The organism is Actinomadura sp. 9N407 (genome assembly GCF_044326315.1).
Lineage (GTDB): Bacteria > Actinomycetota > Actinomycetes > Streptosporangiales > Streptosporangiaceae > Spirillospora.
Genome location: NZ_JBIRAW010000028.1, coordinates 57,564 through 72,537, shown reverse-complemented (window position 1 = coordinate 72,537; position 14,974 = coordinate 57,564). Strand labels below are relative to the sequence as shown.

At 73.5% G+C, this 14,974-nt stretch carries 13 protein-coding genes; 2 read left to right on the top strand and 11 right to left on the bottom strand.

Going from position 1 to position 14,974, the window contains the following annotated elements; genetic code table 11:
- Positions 1-239 precede the first annotated feature (239 nt).
- The gene (locus ACH34Q_RS34150) at positions 240-3,050 is read right to left on the bottom strand and encodes a hypothetical protein (RefSeq protein WP_395987267.1); all 2,811 of its coding nucleotides are present in this window, start codon (positions 3,048-3,050) and stop codon (positions 240-242) included.
- Positions 3,051-3,180: 130 nt separating this feature from the next.
- Positions 3,181-3,756, bottom strand: a complete 576-nt coding sequence (locus tag ACH34Q_RS34145; RefSeq protein ID WP_395987266.1) for a DUF1707 domain-containing protein — start codon at positions 3,754-3,756, stop codon at positions 3,181-3,183.
- Positions 3,757-3,952: 196 nt separating this feature from the next.
- On the opposite strand from ACH34Q_RS34145, the gene ACH34Q_RS34140 reads away from it, so the two are divergent.
- Positions 3,953-4,552, top strand: a complete 600-nt coding sequence (locus ACH34Q_RS34140; protein WP_395987265.1) for a Uma2 family endonuclease — start codon at positions 3,953-3,955, stop codon at positions 4,550-4,552.
- Here ACH34Q_RS34140 and ACH34Q_RS34135 read toward each other — a convergent pair.
- A complete protein-coding gene (locus tag ACH34Q_RS34135; RefSeq protein ID WP_395987264.1) occupies positions 4,491-5,141 on the bottom strand; it encodes a hypothetical protein in 651 nt (216 codons plus the stop codon). The two genes, ACH34Q_RS34140 and ACH34Q_RS34135, sit on opposite strands and share 62 nt — an antisense overlap.
- A 467-nt stretch (positions 5,142-5,608) precedes the next feature.
- On the opposite strand from ACH34Q_RS34135, the gene ACH34Q_RS34130 reads away from it, so the two are divergent.
- Entirely contained in the window at positions 5,609-6,352 is a 744-nt protein-coding gene (locus tag ACH34Q_RS34130; protein WP_395987263.1) for a cupin domain-containing protein, read from the top strand.
- Positions 6,353-6,372: 20 nt separating this feature from the next.
- Here the strand turns inward: ACH34Q_RS34130 and ACH34Q_RS34125 are convergent, their stop codons facing one another.
- The 8 genes from ACH34Q_RS34125 to ACH34Q_RS34090 form a co-directional block, all read right to left on the bottom strand.
- Entirely contained in the window at positions 6,373-7,260 is an 888-nt protein-coding gene (locus ACH34Q_RS34125; protein WP_395987262.1) for a TIGR03619 family F420-dependent LLM class oxidoreductase, read from the bottom strand.
- A gap of 85 nt (positions 7,261-7,345) precedes the next feature.
- The gene (locus ACH34Q_RS34120; RefSeq protein ID WP_395987261.1) at positions 7,346-8,359 is read right to left on the bottom strand and encodes a sugar phosphate isomerase/epimerase family protein; all 1,014 of its coding nucleotides are present in this window, start codon (positions 8,357-8,359) and stop codon (positions 7,346-7,348) included.
- A complete protein-coding gene (locus ACH34Q_RS34115) occupies positions 8,359-9,534 on the bottom strand; it encodes a Gfo/Idh/MocA family protein (protein ID WP_395987260.1) in 1,176 nt (391 codons plus the stop codon). The genes ACH34Q_RS34120 and ACH34Q_RS34115 overlap by 1 nt, the downstream gene beginning before the upstream one ends.
- Before the next feature lie 173 nt (positions 9,535-9,707).
- A complete protein-coding gene (locus ACH34Q_RS34110) occupies positions 9,708-10,766 on the bottom strand; it encodes an ABC transporter substrate-binding protein (protein ID WP_395987259.1) in 1,059 nt (352 codons plus the stop codon).
- Between the two features lie 125 nt (positions 10,767-10,891).
- Positions 10,892-11,974 carry an ABC transporter permease gene (locus ACH34Q_RS34105; protein WP_395987258.1) on the bottom strand — a complete coding sequence of 361 codons (1,083 nt, stop codon included), beginning with the start codon at positions 11,972-11,974 and terminating at the stop codon, positions 10,892-10,894.
- Positions 11,971-12,183: a hypothetical protein gene (locus ACH34Q_RS34100; protein ID WP_395987257.1), complete on the bottom strand. Its 213-nt coding sequence runs from the start codon at positions 12,181-12,183 to the stop codon at positions 11,971-11,973. The genes ACH34Q_RS34105 and ACH34Q_RS34100 overlap by 4 nt, the downstream gene beginning before the upstream one ends.
- Positions 12,153-13,631 carry a sugar ABC transporter ATP-binding protein gene (locus ACH34Q_RS34095; RefSeq protein WP_395987256.1) on the bottom strand — a complete coding sequence of 493 codons (1,479 nt, stop codon included), beginning with the start codon at positions 13,629-13,631 and terminating at the stop codon, positions 12,153-12,155. The genes ACH34Q_RS34100 and ACH34Q_RS34095 overlap by 31 nt, the downstream gene beginning before the upstream one ends.
- Before the next feature lie 28 nt (positions 13,632-13,659).
- The gene (locus tag ACH34Q_RS34090; RefSeq protein WP_395987255.1) at positions 13,660-14,841 is read right to left on the bottom strand and encodes an ROK family protein; all 1,182 of its coding nucleotides are present in this window, start codon (positions 14,839-14,841) and stop codon (positions 13,660-13,662) included.
- Positions 14,842-14,974: the final 133 nt, after the last annotated feature.

Below are 14,974 nucleotides of genomic sequence, written 5' to 3'. Positions count from 1 at the left end.
TACCTCGCGCCGGCGGTCATAGACCCCGAATTCCCCCGGAGATACGTTCCGGCCATGGCTCAAGGTGGATGCAGTTGTGGTCATGGCGGAAGTTGCTCATGCCCGAAGGGCTGTTCCTGCGGCTGCAACGGGTGACCCGAAGCACAGCGACTCCGAAGCGAAGGACGGCCGGCACCGGCCGGCGGGCGACCGCCGGCCGGTGAGGCGGCGCTCCCTCGTGCGCCGCCCCTCTTCCCGCGTCAGGGCGCTGCGGTCTTCCAGAACGTCGGGATCTCGCCCTTGTGATCGGCGCTGATGCCCGTTCCCATGACCTGGGCGCCTACCGAGGTGAGCGCGGTCAGGCGCTGGTCGCCGGGGCCGTCCAGACCGGTTCCGGAGGACGTGACGCGCCGCCAGTCGGCGCCGGTCGAGGTGGCCCACAGGACGACGTCCTGGCGGCCGGCCTCGCCCGTGGTGCCCGCCACCAGGAAGCCCTTCGAGGTCGCGGTGGCGGCGGTGATCGCCGTCGTGGGCGTCGCGCCGGCGGGCATGCTCGTCCGCCACGTACGGCCGCCGTCCGCGGAGTACGCGTAGAAGGCCTGCGAGCGGGCCGGGGCGTTGGCCGCCGCAGCGGTACGGCCCGAGCCGAGCGCCACCAGCGTGTCCCCGCGCGCCACCACCCGGGAGAAGGCACCCGAGGCGATCCCGGACGGGAGCGCCGGAGGCGCGGCCGCGGCCCACTTCAGCCCGTCGGCGGAGGTCCAGACGGCGGGCAGGTCGCCGGGAGGCGGGCCGCCCCTCGCGGGCCCGGCTCCCTTCCTGCCGCCCACGGCCACGTACCCCTTGCCCGTGGTGGCCACGTCGCGCATCCAGGTGGGGCCGTCGAGATCCCCCTTGCCCGCGTTGCCGCCGCGCGTCCAGGCCTGGAGGTCCGCCGAACGCCAGGCGGCGGCCGAGCCGCCGACCATGCCGACGACGACGTAGCCGCCGGGACCCGAAGCGGCGCCCGAGGTCGTCTTGCCTCCGGGCACGGTCGTCCTGCGCCACGCCTTGCCGTCCTGGGACGCCACCACGAGCGGTACGGAGGTGCCGTTGGGGGCGTTGGTGGCGCCGACGGCCAGCCAGCCTTGCGTGCCGTGGGCGACGTCGTTCAGCCGCTGCCGGAACTGCCCGGGGCCGCCCGCCGTCCGGCCGCCACCGAGGGCGGGCGACCGGCCGCGGGTCCACGTGCCGCTCTTGTCCATGATCCAGCTCGCCGCGTCGCCGCCGGTGCTCCCCACGGCGACCAACTGCCCGGGCGCGCCGGGTGCGAGGGCGGTGAGCGTGCGTTCGGGCCGTACGGCGCCCGGCACCTTGGCGACCTCCACGGGCGCGGCGGGACCGGCCGAGGGGCCCGCCACGGCCAGGAAGCCGTCATCGCCGCGATGCCCGCTGACCACCGCCACACCGGCGCCGGCCACGGCCAGCCCGGCCACGGCCGAGCCGGGCCCGGGGGCGCCCAGTTCGCCGCCCGGCCGCCAGGTGCGGCCGTCCGCGCTGTGCAGTACGGTTCCGGCCCCGCCCTTGCCACGGACGAGGGCGGCGAGCCCGGTGGGCGTCCCGGTGAGCCGTTCGATGCCGGTGTACGCCGGGACGGTGAGCTGCGCGGCGGACGTCCACGCCGCCCCGTCCCGGGAGCCGAACACCACGCCGTACGGGGCCGTCCTGCGCTTCTTCTTCGATCCGGTGGTGCGCTTGCCCTCGCGGGTCGCGTAGATGCCCCCGGGTCCGGCCGCCACGCCCTTGAGCGGCCCGTACGAGCCCTGAGCGTGCGGGACCCTCACGGCCGCCCACGTACGGCCACCGTCCGCCGAGCGCCACAGGCCATCGCCACGCTCGGTGGTGGTGACCTTGCGGGTGCCCTTCTTCTTGCCCTTGCGCTTGACCGTCTTGGTCACGGTACGGACGAACGTGCCGTGCGCCACCACGTTCGCACCCGACGCCGCCAGCCCGCCCAGGCCGGCGATGCCGAGGGGTGCGAGGCCGGCGGCGCGCTGCCACGTGCGGCCGTCGGACGAGGTCCACACCATGCCCTGGGTGTCCGCTCCGAACTTCCCGCTCGGGGAGGTCGCGCCCACCGCGACGAACCCGCTGGAGGTACGGGTCAGCGCGTTCACCCGGTCGTTCGGGCCGAACGGGAGGCCGGTGCCGGACTCCCTCGTCCACTCCTTGCCCGAGACGCTCGTCCACAGGACGGTCTGAGCGGGCACAGCAGTCTGTGCGGGTCGTGCGGGTTGTGCGATCTGGCCGATGGCCGCCCACGCACCCTCGCCCCCGGCGAGCATGCGCGGCTTGGCCCCGGGCGCCGGTTCGGCACCGTCCGCCGCCTGCACCCGCGCGAGCCGCCAGGTCCGGCCGGCGTCGCCGGAGTGGAGGAATCGGGCGCGGTCGCGTCCAGGCGTCCCGTCCCCCGCCGACTCCGTACCGGCGGCGATGACCGTGGCGCCGGACGCGGCAACGGCCGGGAGGTCCTGAACGAGCCCGTCGGTCTTGGCCGCCGGATCCGTCACGAACGTGCTTTCGGCCAGGGTCGCCGCTGCCACGTCCGACCGCGGCCCGGTCTCCTCCTCGCCCCCGGCGAGGGCGAACGCGGCGACGCCGATGGCGACCAGCCCCGCGGTGGCCGCCGCGACGGTCTTGTGGCCGGGCCTGCGCAGCCCTACGTCGCGCGGTTGCGGCTTGGGCGCCGAAGGCGGCGCGGGAGCCGGGGCCGGCGACTTGGGTGCGGCCTTCTTCCGTACGGGCGGCGCGCCGGCGCCCTTCCATTGGACGCCGGCGTCGCGCCAGGCGTCCTGGGCGTGCTGCCAGGGGGACGGGCCCTTCTTGCTCCGCCTGCCCGGCGCGCGGGGCTCGGCCGACTCGATGAACTCGCGGACCTCACGGACCTCGCCGAGGACTTCGTCGGCCCGGAGCGTCAGCCGCCGGCGGATCTGCCGGGAGCCGTGCGGGCCGGACGAGAGCTCGTCCCCGGTGGGAAGTCCCGCTCCAGCCAAGAGCCGGGCGCCATCCTGCTCCGGGGTCCTTGCCGTCACGAACGCTCCTCCGCCGACCGTCATGCCATCGCCGACCGCGATGGCACACCATCAAACCGCGCCGAAACCGCCGTTGGGCGGACATCGCGCGATCTGAACCTGAAAGGGGTGCGGGAGCGTTTATATCGTCTCAGGGTAGACGAAGATGATCTATTACCTCGATCGGTCCTTTATAGGCGGTTCCCTGGACCTGGATGACCGGCGCCGACGGCGACGGGGCGCCGCGCACCTCCATGGAGACGCCCAGCCCGGCGGCCTCCACCCGCAGGCCGGGCGGCACGATGATCTCGACGGTGGACTTGTAGGCGATCACCCGTACCGTCGTGACCTGCGCGGACAGTTCGACCTCGCGCAGGTCGAGGACGCATTCGCCCTTGTAGGCGAGGACGGTGTAGCGCTCGGGCAGCCGCCAGCGGCCGACCCGCCTGACCTTGCTCTTGAAGGCCATCTGGGACCGCCCGCCGGTGCTGCGCCCGGGAGTGGCCGTCTCCGGCCGTACGAGCATCTCGTCCTCCCGTACGGGCAGGTCGGCGCGCAGGACGGCGAGCTCGGCGTGGGTGCGCGCGGCCAGCACGAGGTCGATCCGCTCGTCCAGCTCCCGGTCGTCCAGCCGCCCCTCGGCGTACGCGGTGTGCAGCCGGACGAGCACCTCGTCCCGGTCCCGGTCGGAGGCGCGCGGGACGGGGTCGGTCCGCTCGGTCATCATCACGTCCTCCTTCGGGGGGTCGCCCTCGATCCTGGAGCCTCCGGGCGGTGGAGGGTCAAGCCCGGCGCCGAGACGAACCCGACTCGCGATGTATCTTAACTCGCCTCCCCTCCTTTTTGGAGAGTCCCTCACCTGGAGCGCCGCCCCGTTCCGCTACATTCGGACCTGCAAGATCATCGGGGGAGGGACGCGCGGCATGGGTGCGGTGGCAGGTCACGCGCACGGTCCGTACACGCTCTACGATCTCGACGCGCTGCCGGACGACGGCGTGCGGTACGAGCTGGCGGACGGCTGGCTGGCCGAGCTGCCCGGCGATCCGTGGCACGACCACGCCGCCGCGCGGCTGCGCGAGATCCTGCAGGACGCCGCGCACCGGGCCGGTGCCGACGTGCACGTCGCCGGGCCGCCCCGGGACGTCGGCACGGCCGCCGGGATCCGCCGTCCGGACGTCTTCGCGGTCGGCCGCGACGTGGCGCGCGCGGCACTGGAACGGCAGGCCCGCACCTACTACGGCCCGGACCTGCTGCTCGTCGCCGAGATCGTGACGCCGCGTACGGGCAGCGAGCAGGTCGACCGGGTGCGCAAGGTCGCCGAGTACGCCGCGACCGGGATCCCGCACTACTGGATCGTCGACCTGGAGCCCCGGCCCGCCGTCACGATGCTGGAGCTGGCCCGGCCGGGGACCCCGGAGGCGCGCTACCGCACCCGCCGCAAGGCCCGCGCCGGCGAGGAGCTCACGGCCGAGCACCCGTTCCCGATCCGGTTCGATCCCGCCCGGCTGTCGGAAATGGAATGAGGCCGCGGCGCCGCAGGTAGTACGCGACCGTGACGATCGCCAGCAGCGGCCCCCAGGCCAGGAACGGCAGGTAGCACAGCGTCATGAGCCAGGCCGCGAGGCCCTGCGGCGCCTCCGGGCTCGCCAGGGATTCCGGATCGCTCCACATGCCCACGAACATGGCGCTGATCATCGTGACCGCGACGGCGCCCAGCGCGGCGACGCTGACGGCGCCGAGCACCGGGACCGTCCGGCCGCCGATGAACGGCATCCAGCGCGGGAACACCTCGCCCCACGGCCGCACCAGCCCGAGCGTCAGCAGCGCGAATCCCTCCGTGAGGAGGCTCAGCAGGACCACGTACGGCGTGAGGACCCAGTCGGGCCCGTGGTAGAGCTCCGCGAGCTCACCGCTGAAGCCCATCGGCACGCCGAGGCCGAGCGCGATCCGCCACAGCCCGGACGGCAGCACGGTGAACGGCACGGCATGGGCGATCCAGTTGATCCAGCGCGGCACGGGATGTTCCGTCGAGCGCGGCAGGGCGCCGGGGCCGGCGGGTGCGGGCGGCGCGGCGGTCGGGTGGCCCTCTGCGGTACGCGGCGTTGTGTTCACCCCGTCATGCTCGCGGCGCCGGGCCTCGCGCCACGTCCCTCGCGGGGGCCGTCCCGCTCCCCCACGCGGGGGATGCGGGGCGGCCGGAGCCCGCGCGCGGGCGAAGCCCATCGACCTGGCGAGACCCTCGATGAGACGAGCGATGATGACGAGCGAGGGGACCAGCGAACGAGACCAGCGATACGTGTGGTCCCGGCCCCCGTGGCGTGCCCCCTGCCCGGCAGTGCCTCGCGCAGGGTGATCGCGGCCCGCCAAGGCGGGCGGGCGGCCGCATCCCCCGATCCGGCCGACCCGCCGCACAAGACGGCACGGCCCCGATCGCGGCTGACGGATTCCGCGACGAACCCCGCGAACCCCGCAGAACCCACACCGCGGCCCCAGGACCGTGCGTGACACACCTTGCACGATCCCGATCAACAGCCGATCAACGTTCGATCAACGGACGGCGCACGCACTAGGCTCGGCATGTGCTCGTACTGCTGACCACGCTCGATGCCTGGGAGCCGAAGCCCGGCTCGGACCGAGAGCCCGGCCCGGCGCCGGCGCCCGACGGGCGGTTCGTGCTCGGCGAGGCGGGCGCCGTCTGGGGACCCGACGACACCGACGACCCCGCCGGGCTGCTCGCCGTCGCCGACGACGCGTTCCCGGCCGGGCAGGTGCTGGCGATCACCCTCGATCCGGCTCCCGGCCTGCTCCCGCCGCGCGGCGTGATCGACCGCGCCCACGCGGCCCGGATCCGGTACGGGCGGCGCGGCCCGGACGGGCGGCACGCGGCGTTCCTGGACCGTCCGGCCACCGCGGCCGCGCTCGGCCTGCTGCCGCATCCCGAGGGCGGCTGGTTCCGGGAGACCTGGCGGGCGGCGGCGCGGTTCGTCCCCGACGGCTATCCGGGCGAGCGGTCCGCGGCGACCGGCATCTACTTCCTGCTCCCGCCCGGCGAGGAGTCGATCTGGCACGCGGTCCGTTCCGACGAGGTGTGGCTCTGGCATCGCGGCGGGCCGCTGACGCTGCTGCTCGGCGGCGACGGCGACCGGCCCGCCGCCTCCCCCACCGCGATCACGGTCGGCCCTGACGTGGCGAACGGCGAGGCACCGCAGGCGGTCGTCCCCGCCGGCACCTGGCAGGCGGCCCGCCCGGCGGGCGGCACGGAGGTCCTGGTGAGCTGCGTGGTGGCGCCGGGTTTCGACTTCGCCGACTTCCGCGCCCTCTGATCCCCTTCAGGCTCCCTGCCTCAGGCTCTCTCGGCGGTCATCGGTACGGCACGGTCCTCGGCGTGGCGTGCGCCGATGCGTTCCGGGGCGTGGTCGGTGACGAAGGCTTCCAGTTCGTCCACGGTGAGGTCGGGCGGCGGCAGCAGGATGAGCCGGTCCACGCCGAGCTCGGCGTACGCCCGTACCGCGTCGGCGTCCGGGCGGCGCCTCGGCGTGACCGACACATGCGGGAGGACGTCGCGGCCCTCCTCCTCGGCCAGCGCGCGCAGGCCGTCCAGGACTCCGGCGGCCGTACGGAGGTCGAGCCGCCACCCGTACCAGCCGTCGCCGTACCGGACCGCGCGGCGCAGTGCGGGCGCGCTGTGCCCGCCGACCACCACGGGGATCGGCCGCCCGCCGGGACGGGGACGCGCGGCCACGCCCGCGAAGTCCACGTACCGGCCGTGGAAGGCCGGCTCGTCGTCGTACCAGAGCGACAGCATGGCCTTGAGGTACTCCTCGGCCCGTTCCCCGCGGCCCTCCATCGGGACGCCGACGGCCCGCAGCTCCGGCTCCAGGTAGCCGACCGCGAGGCCGAAGACCAGCCGGCCCGAGCTGATCGCGTCCAGGCTGGCCAGCTGCTTGGCCAGCACCAGCGGGTTGCGCTGCGGCAGGACGACGCAGCCCGTGCCCAGCGCGATCCGCTCGGTGTGCCCGGCCAGATGTGCCAGCGCGATCAGGGGATCGAGGAACGGCTCGTCCGGATCCAGCGGCGACGGCGGCACGTGCGGGCTCGGCACGACGACATGGTCGCCGGTCCAGAGCGAGTCGTAGCCGAGCCGCTCGGCGAGCGCCGCCACCCGGGCGGCGCCCGCCGGCTCCGCGCACGCCTGCGAGTTGAGCCCGAACAGTCCCAGCGAAGGTGCCATACCCCCATGATCCCCCGCCGCCCCTCCCGTTGACTCGTGGCGTGTTCGCCTTTTTTCCCGACCGGGAAGGCGAACACGCCACGAGTCAACTTGGTGGGGGGGCGAACGCGGCGTCGAACGCCGTGTCGGGCGGCTCGATCGTGGCCAGCGCCCGGACGAACTCCAGCGACTCCGGCGCGCCGCGCAGCCGGTCCATGCCCGCGTCCTCCCACTCGATCGAGATCGGCCCGGCGTAGCCGATCGCGTTCAGGGCCCGGAAGCAGTCCTCCCACGGGACGTCGCCGCGCCCGGTGGAGATGAAGTCCCAGCCGCGCCGCAGGTCGGCCCACGGCAGGTGGGACGACAGCCGGCCGCGGCGGCCGTCGCCGGTACGGACCTTGGTGTCCTTGCAGTCGACGTGGTAGATCCGGTCCTTGAAGTCGAACAGGAAGCCGACCGGGTCCAGTTCCTGCCAGACGAAGTGCGAGGGGTCCCAGTTGAGCCCGAACGCGGGCCGGTGGCCGATCGCCTCCAGCGTCCGGACGGTCGTCCAGTAGTCGTAGGCGATCTCGCTCGGATGCACCTCGTGCGCGAACCGCACCCCGACCTCGTCGAACACGTCCAGGATCGGGTTCCAGCGGTCGGCGAAGTCGGCGTAGCCGCGCTCGATCATCGCCGGCGGCACCGGCGGGAACATCGCGACCGTGTGCCAGATCGAGGAGCCGGTGAAGCCCACCACCGTGGAGACGCCGAGCTTGGCCGCCGCGCGGGCGGTGTCCTTCATCTCCTCGGCCGCGCGCCGCCGGACGCCCTCGGGCTCCCCGTCGCCCCAGATCCGGGCGGGCAGGATCGCCTCGTGCCGCTCGTCGATCGGATGGTCGCAGACGGCCTGCCCGACCAGATGGTTGGAGATCGCCCACACGTTCAGGTCGTACTTGGCGAGCATCTCCAGCTTGCGCGGGATGTAGGAGTCGTCGGCCAGCGCCTTGTCGACCTCGAAGTGGTCGCCCCAGCAGGCGATCTCCAGCCCGTCGTAGCCCCAGCCGGCCGCGAGCCCGCACACCTCCTCGAACGGCAGGTCCGCCCACTGGCCGGTGAACAGGGTGATCGGTCGTGCCATCACACGGTCCCTTCCTGTGTCTGCGCCTCTTCTTCGACGGGCGTCCAGGCGCCGTCCTCCGCGCTCTGCTCGACCGCCGCCAGCACCCGCTGGACCTGGAGGCCGTCGGCGAACGAGGGGGCCGGATCGGTGCCCGCCGCGATCGCCGCGAGCATGTCGGCGAACTGGTGCGTGAACGTGTGCTCGTACCCGAGCATGTGCCCGGGCGGCCACCACGCGCCGACGTACGGGTGCTCCGGCTCGGTCACCAGGATCCGGCGGAACCCCGCCGTGGCGGCGTCCTCGGTGTGGTCGTGGAACCACAGCTCGTTCAGCGACTCCAGGTCGAACGAGAGGCTCCCGGCCGAGCCGTTCAGCTCGAGCCGCAGCGCGTTCTTGCGCCCGGCGGCGAACCGGGTCGCCTCGAACGAGGCCAGCGCCCCGCCGGCGGTACGGGCGACGAACACGGCGGCGTCGTCGACCGTCACCGGCCCCGTACCGTCGCCGCCGACCAGGGGCCGCTCGGGGACGAACGTCTGGGTCAGCGCGCTGACCCCGGTGAGCAGCTGGCCGGTGACGAACTGCGCCAGGTCGACGATGTGCGCGCCGATGTCGCCGAGCGCCCCCGAACCGGCCCGGTCCTTCTCCAGCCGCCACACCAGCGGCGAGTCCGGGTCGGTGAGCCAGTCCTGCAGGTACTGGGCCCGTACGTGCCGCAGCGTGCCGAGCCGGCCGTCGGCGACCATCCGGCGGGCCAGCGCGATCGCCGGAACCCGCCGGTAGTTGAAGCCGACCATCGACCGTACGCCGCGGGCCCGGGCCCGCTCGGCCGCGGCCACCATGGCCGCGGCCTCGCCCACCGAGTTGGCCAGCGGCTTCTCGCACAGCACGTGCTTGCCGGCGTCGAGGGCGGCGACCGCGATCTCGGCATGGGTGTCGCCGGGCGTGCAGATGTCGATCAGCTGGACGTCGTCGCGGCGGAGCAGTTCCTTCCAGTCCGTCTCCACCGACGCCCAGCCGAGCTCGCGCGCCGCGGCCCCGGTCCGTTCCGCCGAGCGCCCGGCCAGCGCGGCCATCACCGGGGTGACCGGCGGATCGAAGAACGGCCCGACGCTCCGCCACGCCTGGGAGTGGGCGCGCCCCATGAAGGCATGCCCGACCATCCCGACGCCGACCGTCGCCCTCTCGTTACTCATGAATTCCCCTCTTCATTGCAGTCCCGGCCCACGGCGGCTCGCCTAGCGGCTCGCCACCGTGACCGTGCCTGTGCGAGCGCGGCATCGCTTCGCGGTCTGCCCGGTGAGACTCGCCTCCGGCATCGCCGCACCGGCCAGGTGACGCGCTCGCGCGGTGGCTGAGGTCACCTGGCTCAGGACTCGAAGCCGAGCGGCATGTACTTGTCGACGTTGGCCTTGGTGATGGTCTCCGAGGCCAGTGTGATCGACTGCGGGACCTGCTGCTCGACCAGGTCGGCCATGCCCTTGCCCTGCGCGATCAGCCGGGCGATCTTGACCGCCGAGCCGGCCTGGGTCGGGCTGTAGGTGACGGTCGCCTCCAGCACCGAGGAGCCGGCCTTGATCTCGCGCATCGCGTTGGCCGAGCCGGCCCCGCCGACCATGAAGAACTCCTTGCGGTCGGCCTGCTTGATCGCGGCCAGCACGCCCACGCCCTGGTCGTCGTCGTGGTTCCACAGCGCGTCGATCTTCTTGTGCGCCTGCAGCAGGTTGGCCGCGACCTGGTTGCCGGTCTCCACCGTGAACTTGGCGTCCTGCTTCGCGGTGACCGAGAAGCCGAACGTCTTGAGCGCGTCGGCGAAGCCCTTGCTGCGGTCCTGGGTCAGCGGCAGCGTGGCGATGCCCTGGATCTCGACGATGACCGGCTTGGCCACGCCCTTCTCCTTGAGCCGGTTGCCGACGTAGGTCCCGGCCGCGACGCCCATGCCGTAGTTGTCGCCGCCGATCCAGGTCCGGTACGACAGCTTGTCCGGGAAGACGCGGTCCAGGTTGATCACCGGGATGCCGGCGTCCATCGCCTTGCGGGCCACCTGGTTGAGCTGCTCGCCGTCGTTGGGCAGCAGCACCAGCGCGCTCACCTTGGCCGCGATCAGCGAGTCCACGGCGGAGATCTGCTGGTTGATGTCGTTGGTCGGCTCGACCGGCTTCCAGGTCACGTCCGAGTACCGCTTGGCCTGGGCCTCGGCGTTCTTGGTGATGGCCGCGATCCAGCCGTGGTCGGCGGCGGGCGCGGAGAAGCCGATCGTGACCTTCTTGCCGGGCTTGTCGTTCTCGCCGCCGTTGTTGCCGGTCTGGGCGACGGGGGCGGTGTCCTCCGGCTCGTTGCCGGTGCAGGCGGCGGCGAGGCCGCCGGCCGCGACGACGGCGCCGCCGAACAGCAGGTTGCGGCGGCTGGGACGGGTGCTTTCGGTCATGGCGTGCTCCTGGGGGGGTGAGGTGCGACGGAACCGGGACGCGGGAGCGGGTGACACGGCGGGGATCGGGGGTGGGAGTGGGCTGGTCAGGGGTCAGGTCGGCCCGTGGTCAGGTCGGCCCGTGGTCAGGTAGGGCTGCGGAGGCCGCGGCGCTGGAGCAGGACCGCGGCGACGATGATCACGCCCTTGGCGATCAGCTGGTCGCTGGTCGGCAGGCCGTTGAGGATGAACAGGTTGGTGATGAGCGTGAACACCAGCACGCCGAGGATCGAGCCGACCAGCGTGCCGCGGCCGCCGGTGAGCAGGGTGCCGCCGATGATGACGGCGGCGATGGCGTCCAGCTCGTACAGGTCGCCGTGGGTACTGGAACCGGTGGTGGTCCGGGCCATGATGATGATCGCGGCGATCCCGCAGCAGAGCCCGGACAGCCCGTACAGCGCCACGGTCTGCCGGCGCACGTTGATGCCGGCCAGCCGGGCCGCCTCGGGGTTGCCGCCGATCGCGAACGTCCGGCGGCCGAACGTGGTGCGGTTGAGCAGCAGCCAGCCGGCCGCCGCCACCGCGGCGAAGATGTAGACCACCAGCGGCATCCCGAGCAGCTTGGTGGTGGACAGCGCCTCGATCGCGTCGTTCTCGGGCCGGACCAGCTGGGTCTTGCGGTCCGACATCCGCTGCGCGAGGCCGCGGGCGGCCACCAGCATCGCCAGCGTCGCGATGAACGGCACCAGCCGCCCGTAGGAGATCAGTATCCCGTTCACGATCCCGGCGCCGGTACCGACCAGCACCGCGCAGATCACCATCACGACCGGCCCGTACGACTGGGTGGCCAGCGTGGTGGCCCAGACCGAGGCCAGCGCCATCAGCGCGCCCACCGACAGGTCGATCCCGCCGCCGATGATCACGAACGTCATGCCGACGGTGATCACGCCGATGGTGGCGGCCAGCGCCAGGATGCCGACCATGTTGCCCGAGGTGGCGAAGTTGTCGGGCTGGGACACCACCCCGATCACCGCCAGGATCAGCAGCGCGCCGACCAGCCCGAGATGGCGGATCTCGCCCGGTCCCCCGGCCGATCCGTTCGGGCGGCCCCACGGCAGCCGGTTCCACGGCGAGCCCGGCCCGGAACCCTCCCGCTTCACGGGCGCCGGGTCCGCGGTCGTGACGGCATCGTCCGTGCCCGCCTTGGGGCCTGCTCCGGTTCCGGTCACAGGGCCCTCCCCTCCATGATCATGTTGAGTACGCGCCGCTCGTCCAGGTCGGTGCCGGCGGCGCTGTGGATCACTCGGCCCTCCCGGATCACCAGCACCCGGTCGGCCAGCCCGAGTACCTCGGGAACCTCGCTGGAGACCAGCAGGACGGCCACGCCCTGGGCGGCCAGCGCGCGGATCACCGCGTACAGCTCCGCCCGGGCGCCCACGTCGACGCCCCGGGTGGGCTCGTCCAGGACCAGCAGCCGCAGGCCCCCGGCCGTATCGCCGGAACGTTCCGCGTCCGCCGCGGCGCCGACCAGCCAGCGGGCCAGCACCACCTTCTGCTGGTTGCCGCCCGACAGCGTCGCCACGCTGTCGGGCGGCGGGCATCGCCGGGACGGATGTCCAGTGCCTTGATCTGGCCCTGCGCGTCGGCCATCTCCCGCTTGCGGTCGAGCCAGCCGAATCTGGAGTAGCGGCCGAGGCCGGCCAGCGAGATGTTGCGGGCGACGGACTCGGTCATCAGCAGCGCCTGGCTCTTGCGCTCCTCGGGCGCCATGCCCATCCCGCGCCGTACCGCCGAGCCGGTGTCGCCCGTACGGACCGGGCGGCCGTCGAGCAGCACCCGGCCGCGGGTCGGCCTGCGCGTCCCGTAGACGGTCTCCAGGATCTCCGAGCGGCCGGATCCCACCAGGCCCGCCAGGCCGACGATCTCGCCCGCGCGGATCGTGAACGAGACGTCCTCGAACGATCCGGCCAGCGCCAGCCCCTCCACCCGCAGCACCTCGGGACGGTCGTCGTCCTCGGCGGGGGCGGCACGGTCCGGGAACGCGTACTCGACGTCGCGGCCGGTCATGAGCGAGACGACCCGGGCGGTCGGGGTGGTGCGGGCGGGCAGGCCGCGCGCGACCGTACGGCCGTCCTTGAGCACGGTGACCCGGTCGCCGATCTCGCGGATCTCCTCCAGCCGGTGCGAGATGTAGACGACCGCCACCCCGGCGGCGGTCAGCTCGCGGATGATACGGAACAGGTTGGTGACCTCGTCGTGCGCCAGCGCCGCCGACGGCTCGTCCATGATGATCAGGCGCGCCTCGTGCGACAGCGCCCGGGCCATGCTGACCACCTGGCGGCCCGCGGCGGGCAGCCGGCCGAGCTCGCGGCGCGGCGGGATCTCGCCGTGCCCGAGCCGTTCCAGCAGGTCGGCGGCGGCCCGTTCGGCCTCGGCCCGGCGGGTGAAGCCGAGCCGGGCGCGCTCGTGGCCGAGGAAGATGTTGTCGGCCACCGACAGCCCGTCCACCAGGTCGAGCTCCTGGTAGATGGTCGCGATCCCGGCCCGCATCGCGGCGGTCGGACCGGCCGGCCGGAACGGCTCGCCGCCCAGCGTGATCTCGCCGGCGTCCGGCCGGTGCGCCCCGGCCAGCACCTTGATCAGGGTGGACTTGCCCGCGCCGTTCTGGCCCAGCAGGCAGTGCACCTCGCCGGGCAGGACGTCGAGGTCGACGCCGCCCAGGGCCTTGACGCCGGGGAACTGCTTCACGATCCCCCGCATCCGCAGCAGCGGCTCCAGGTCCGTAGAGGGTTCGGCGTCTTCAGTGGAGCCTTCGGTGGAGTGAGTGTCCGTCTCGGGCTCGGGCTCGGGCTGGGGGCCGTCGCCGGTGTTCTTCGCAGGGCCCACGGGGCCTCCTCTGCCGGGGGGGGTGGGGTCAGGCGGTGGAGAAGACGTGGTCGCTGATGAGGCGGGCGCCGCCGATCACCCCGGCGGCGCCGGCGAGCTCGGACAGCACGATCGGGAGGTTGCCGGTCGCCAGCGGGAGCGAGCGGCGGTAGACGACGCTGCGGATCTCGGCCAGCAGGGTGTGGCCGAGGCCCGCCACCCCGCCGGCGATGATGACCAGGCCGGGGTTGAAGAAGCTGACCAGGCCCGCGAGCACCTGGCCGACGTGCCGGCCGCCCTCGCGGACGAGCCGTACGGCGTCCGGGTCGCCGGCGGCGGCCGCGTCGGCGACGTCCTGGGCGGTGAGCTCGCCGGTGGCGGCCAGGCGTTCGGCCAGGTGCGGCGAGCGTCCCGACCGCGCCGCCGCGGTGGCGTCGCGGGCCAGCGCGGCGCCGCCGAAGTAGGCCTCCAGGCAGCCGGCGTTGCCGCAGGCGCACATGGGGCCGTCGTCGTCGACGCGGATGTGGCCGATGTCCCCGGCGCTGCCGGACACGCCCCGGTAGATGGCCCCGTCCACGACGATGCCGCAGCCGATCCCGGTGCCGATCTTCACCAGCAGGAAGTCGTCCACCGAGCGGGCCAGCCCGGAGTGCAGCTCGCCGAGCGCCATGATGTTGACGTCGTTGTCGACCAGGACCGGGCAGCCCAGCTCCTGGCCGATCGCCTCGCGGACGGGGAAGCGGTCCCAGCCGGGCATGATCGGCGGTACCACCGGCATCCCGTCGCGGAAGCTGACCGGGCCGGGCACGCCGATCCCGGTGCCGTGCACCTTCTCGATCAGTCCCCCGTCGCGCAGCTTGCCGAGCAGGTCGAGGGCGCGTTCCAGGACGACGGTGGCGCCGTCGCGGACCTGGCAGGGCTCGCTGACATGGCCGAGGACCTCCAGCTCGCCGTTGGTCACCGCCACGTCGATCGAGGTGGCCCCGATGTCGAACGCGACGAACCGCAGCCGGGGCGACAGCCGGACGATGCCCGACCGCCGGCCGCCGCGCGAGGCGGCCAGCCCGGCGGTCTCCACCAGGCCGATCTCGGCCAGCCGGTCGAGCTCGACGGCGAGCTTGGAGCGGGAGAGGTGCACCACGTCGCCGAGCTCGGCGCGGGACCGCGGCCCCTCGTCGCGCAGCAGCCGCAGCAGGCGTGCCTGATGCACGTTCTGCGGTCGAGCCGTCATGCGCATCACGCCGTCCCTTCGCGGGTTCAGGACCGGTTCCCGGGGGCCGGAGGTCCGGCTCGGGTGTTCGGGCTTGGCGAGAAGGTAACCGGCTTTCGCCGTCTTGAGAAGACCTTTTCTTCAGATCGTTCCA

What these genes read in the sequence shown, in the direction of transcription:
- ACH34Q_RS34145 (WP_395987266.1), bottom strand. Translation starts at nt 3,756, where the DNA reads ATGATGACCGAGCGGACCGACCCCGTCCCGCGCGCCTCCGACCGGGAC.
- ACH34Q_RS34140 (WP_395987265.1), top strand. Translation starts at nt 3,953, where the DNA reads ATGGGTGCGGTGGCAGGTCACGCGCACGGTCCGTACACGCTCTACGAT.
- ACH34Q_RS34125 (WP_395987262.1), bottom strand. Translation starts at nt 7,260, where the DNA reads ATGGCACCTTCGCTGGGACTGTTCGGGCTCAACTCGCAGGCGTGCGCG.
- ACH34Q_RS34120 (WP_395987261.1), bottom strand. Translation starts at nt 8,359, where the DNA reads ATGGCACGACCGATCACCCTGTTCACCGGCCAGTGGGCGGACCTGCCG.
- ACH34Q_RS34115 (WP_395987260.1), bottom strand. Translation starts at nt 9,534, where the DNA reads ATGAGTAACGAGAGGGCGACGGTCGGCGTCGGGATGGTCGGGCATGCC.
- ACH34Q_RS34110 (WP_395987259.1), bottom strand. Translation starts at nt 10,766, where the DNA reads ATGACCGAAAGCACCCGTCCCAGCCGCCGCAACCTGCTGTTCGGCGGC.
- ACH34Q_RS34090 (WP_395987255.1), bottom strand. Translation starts at nt 14,841, where the DNA reads ATGACGGCTCGACCGCAGAACGTGCATCAGGCACGCCTGCTGCGGCTG.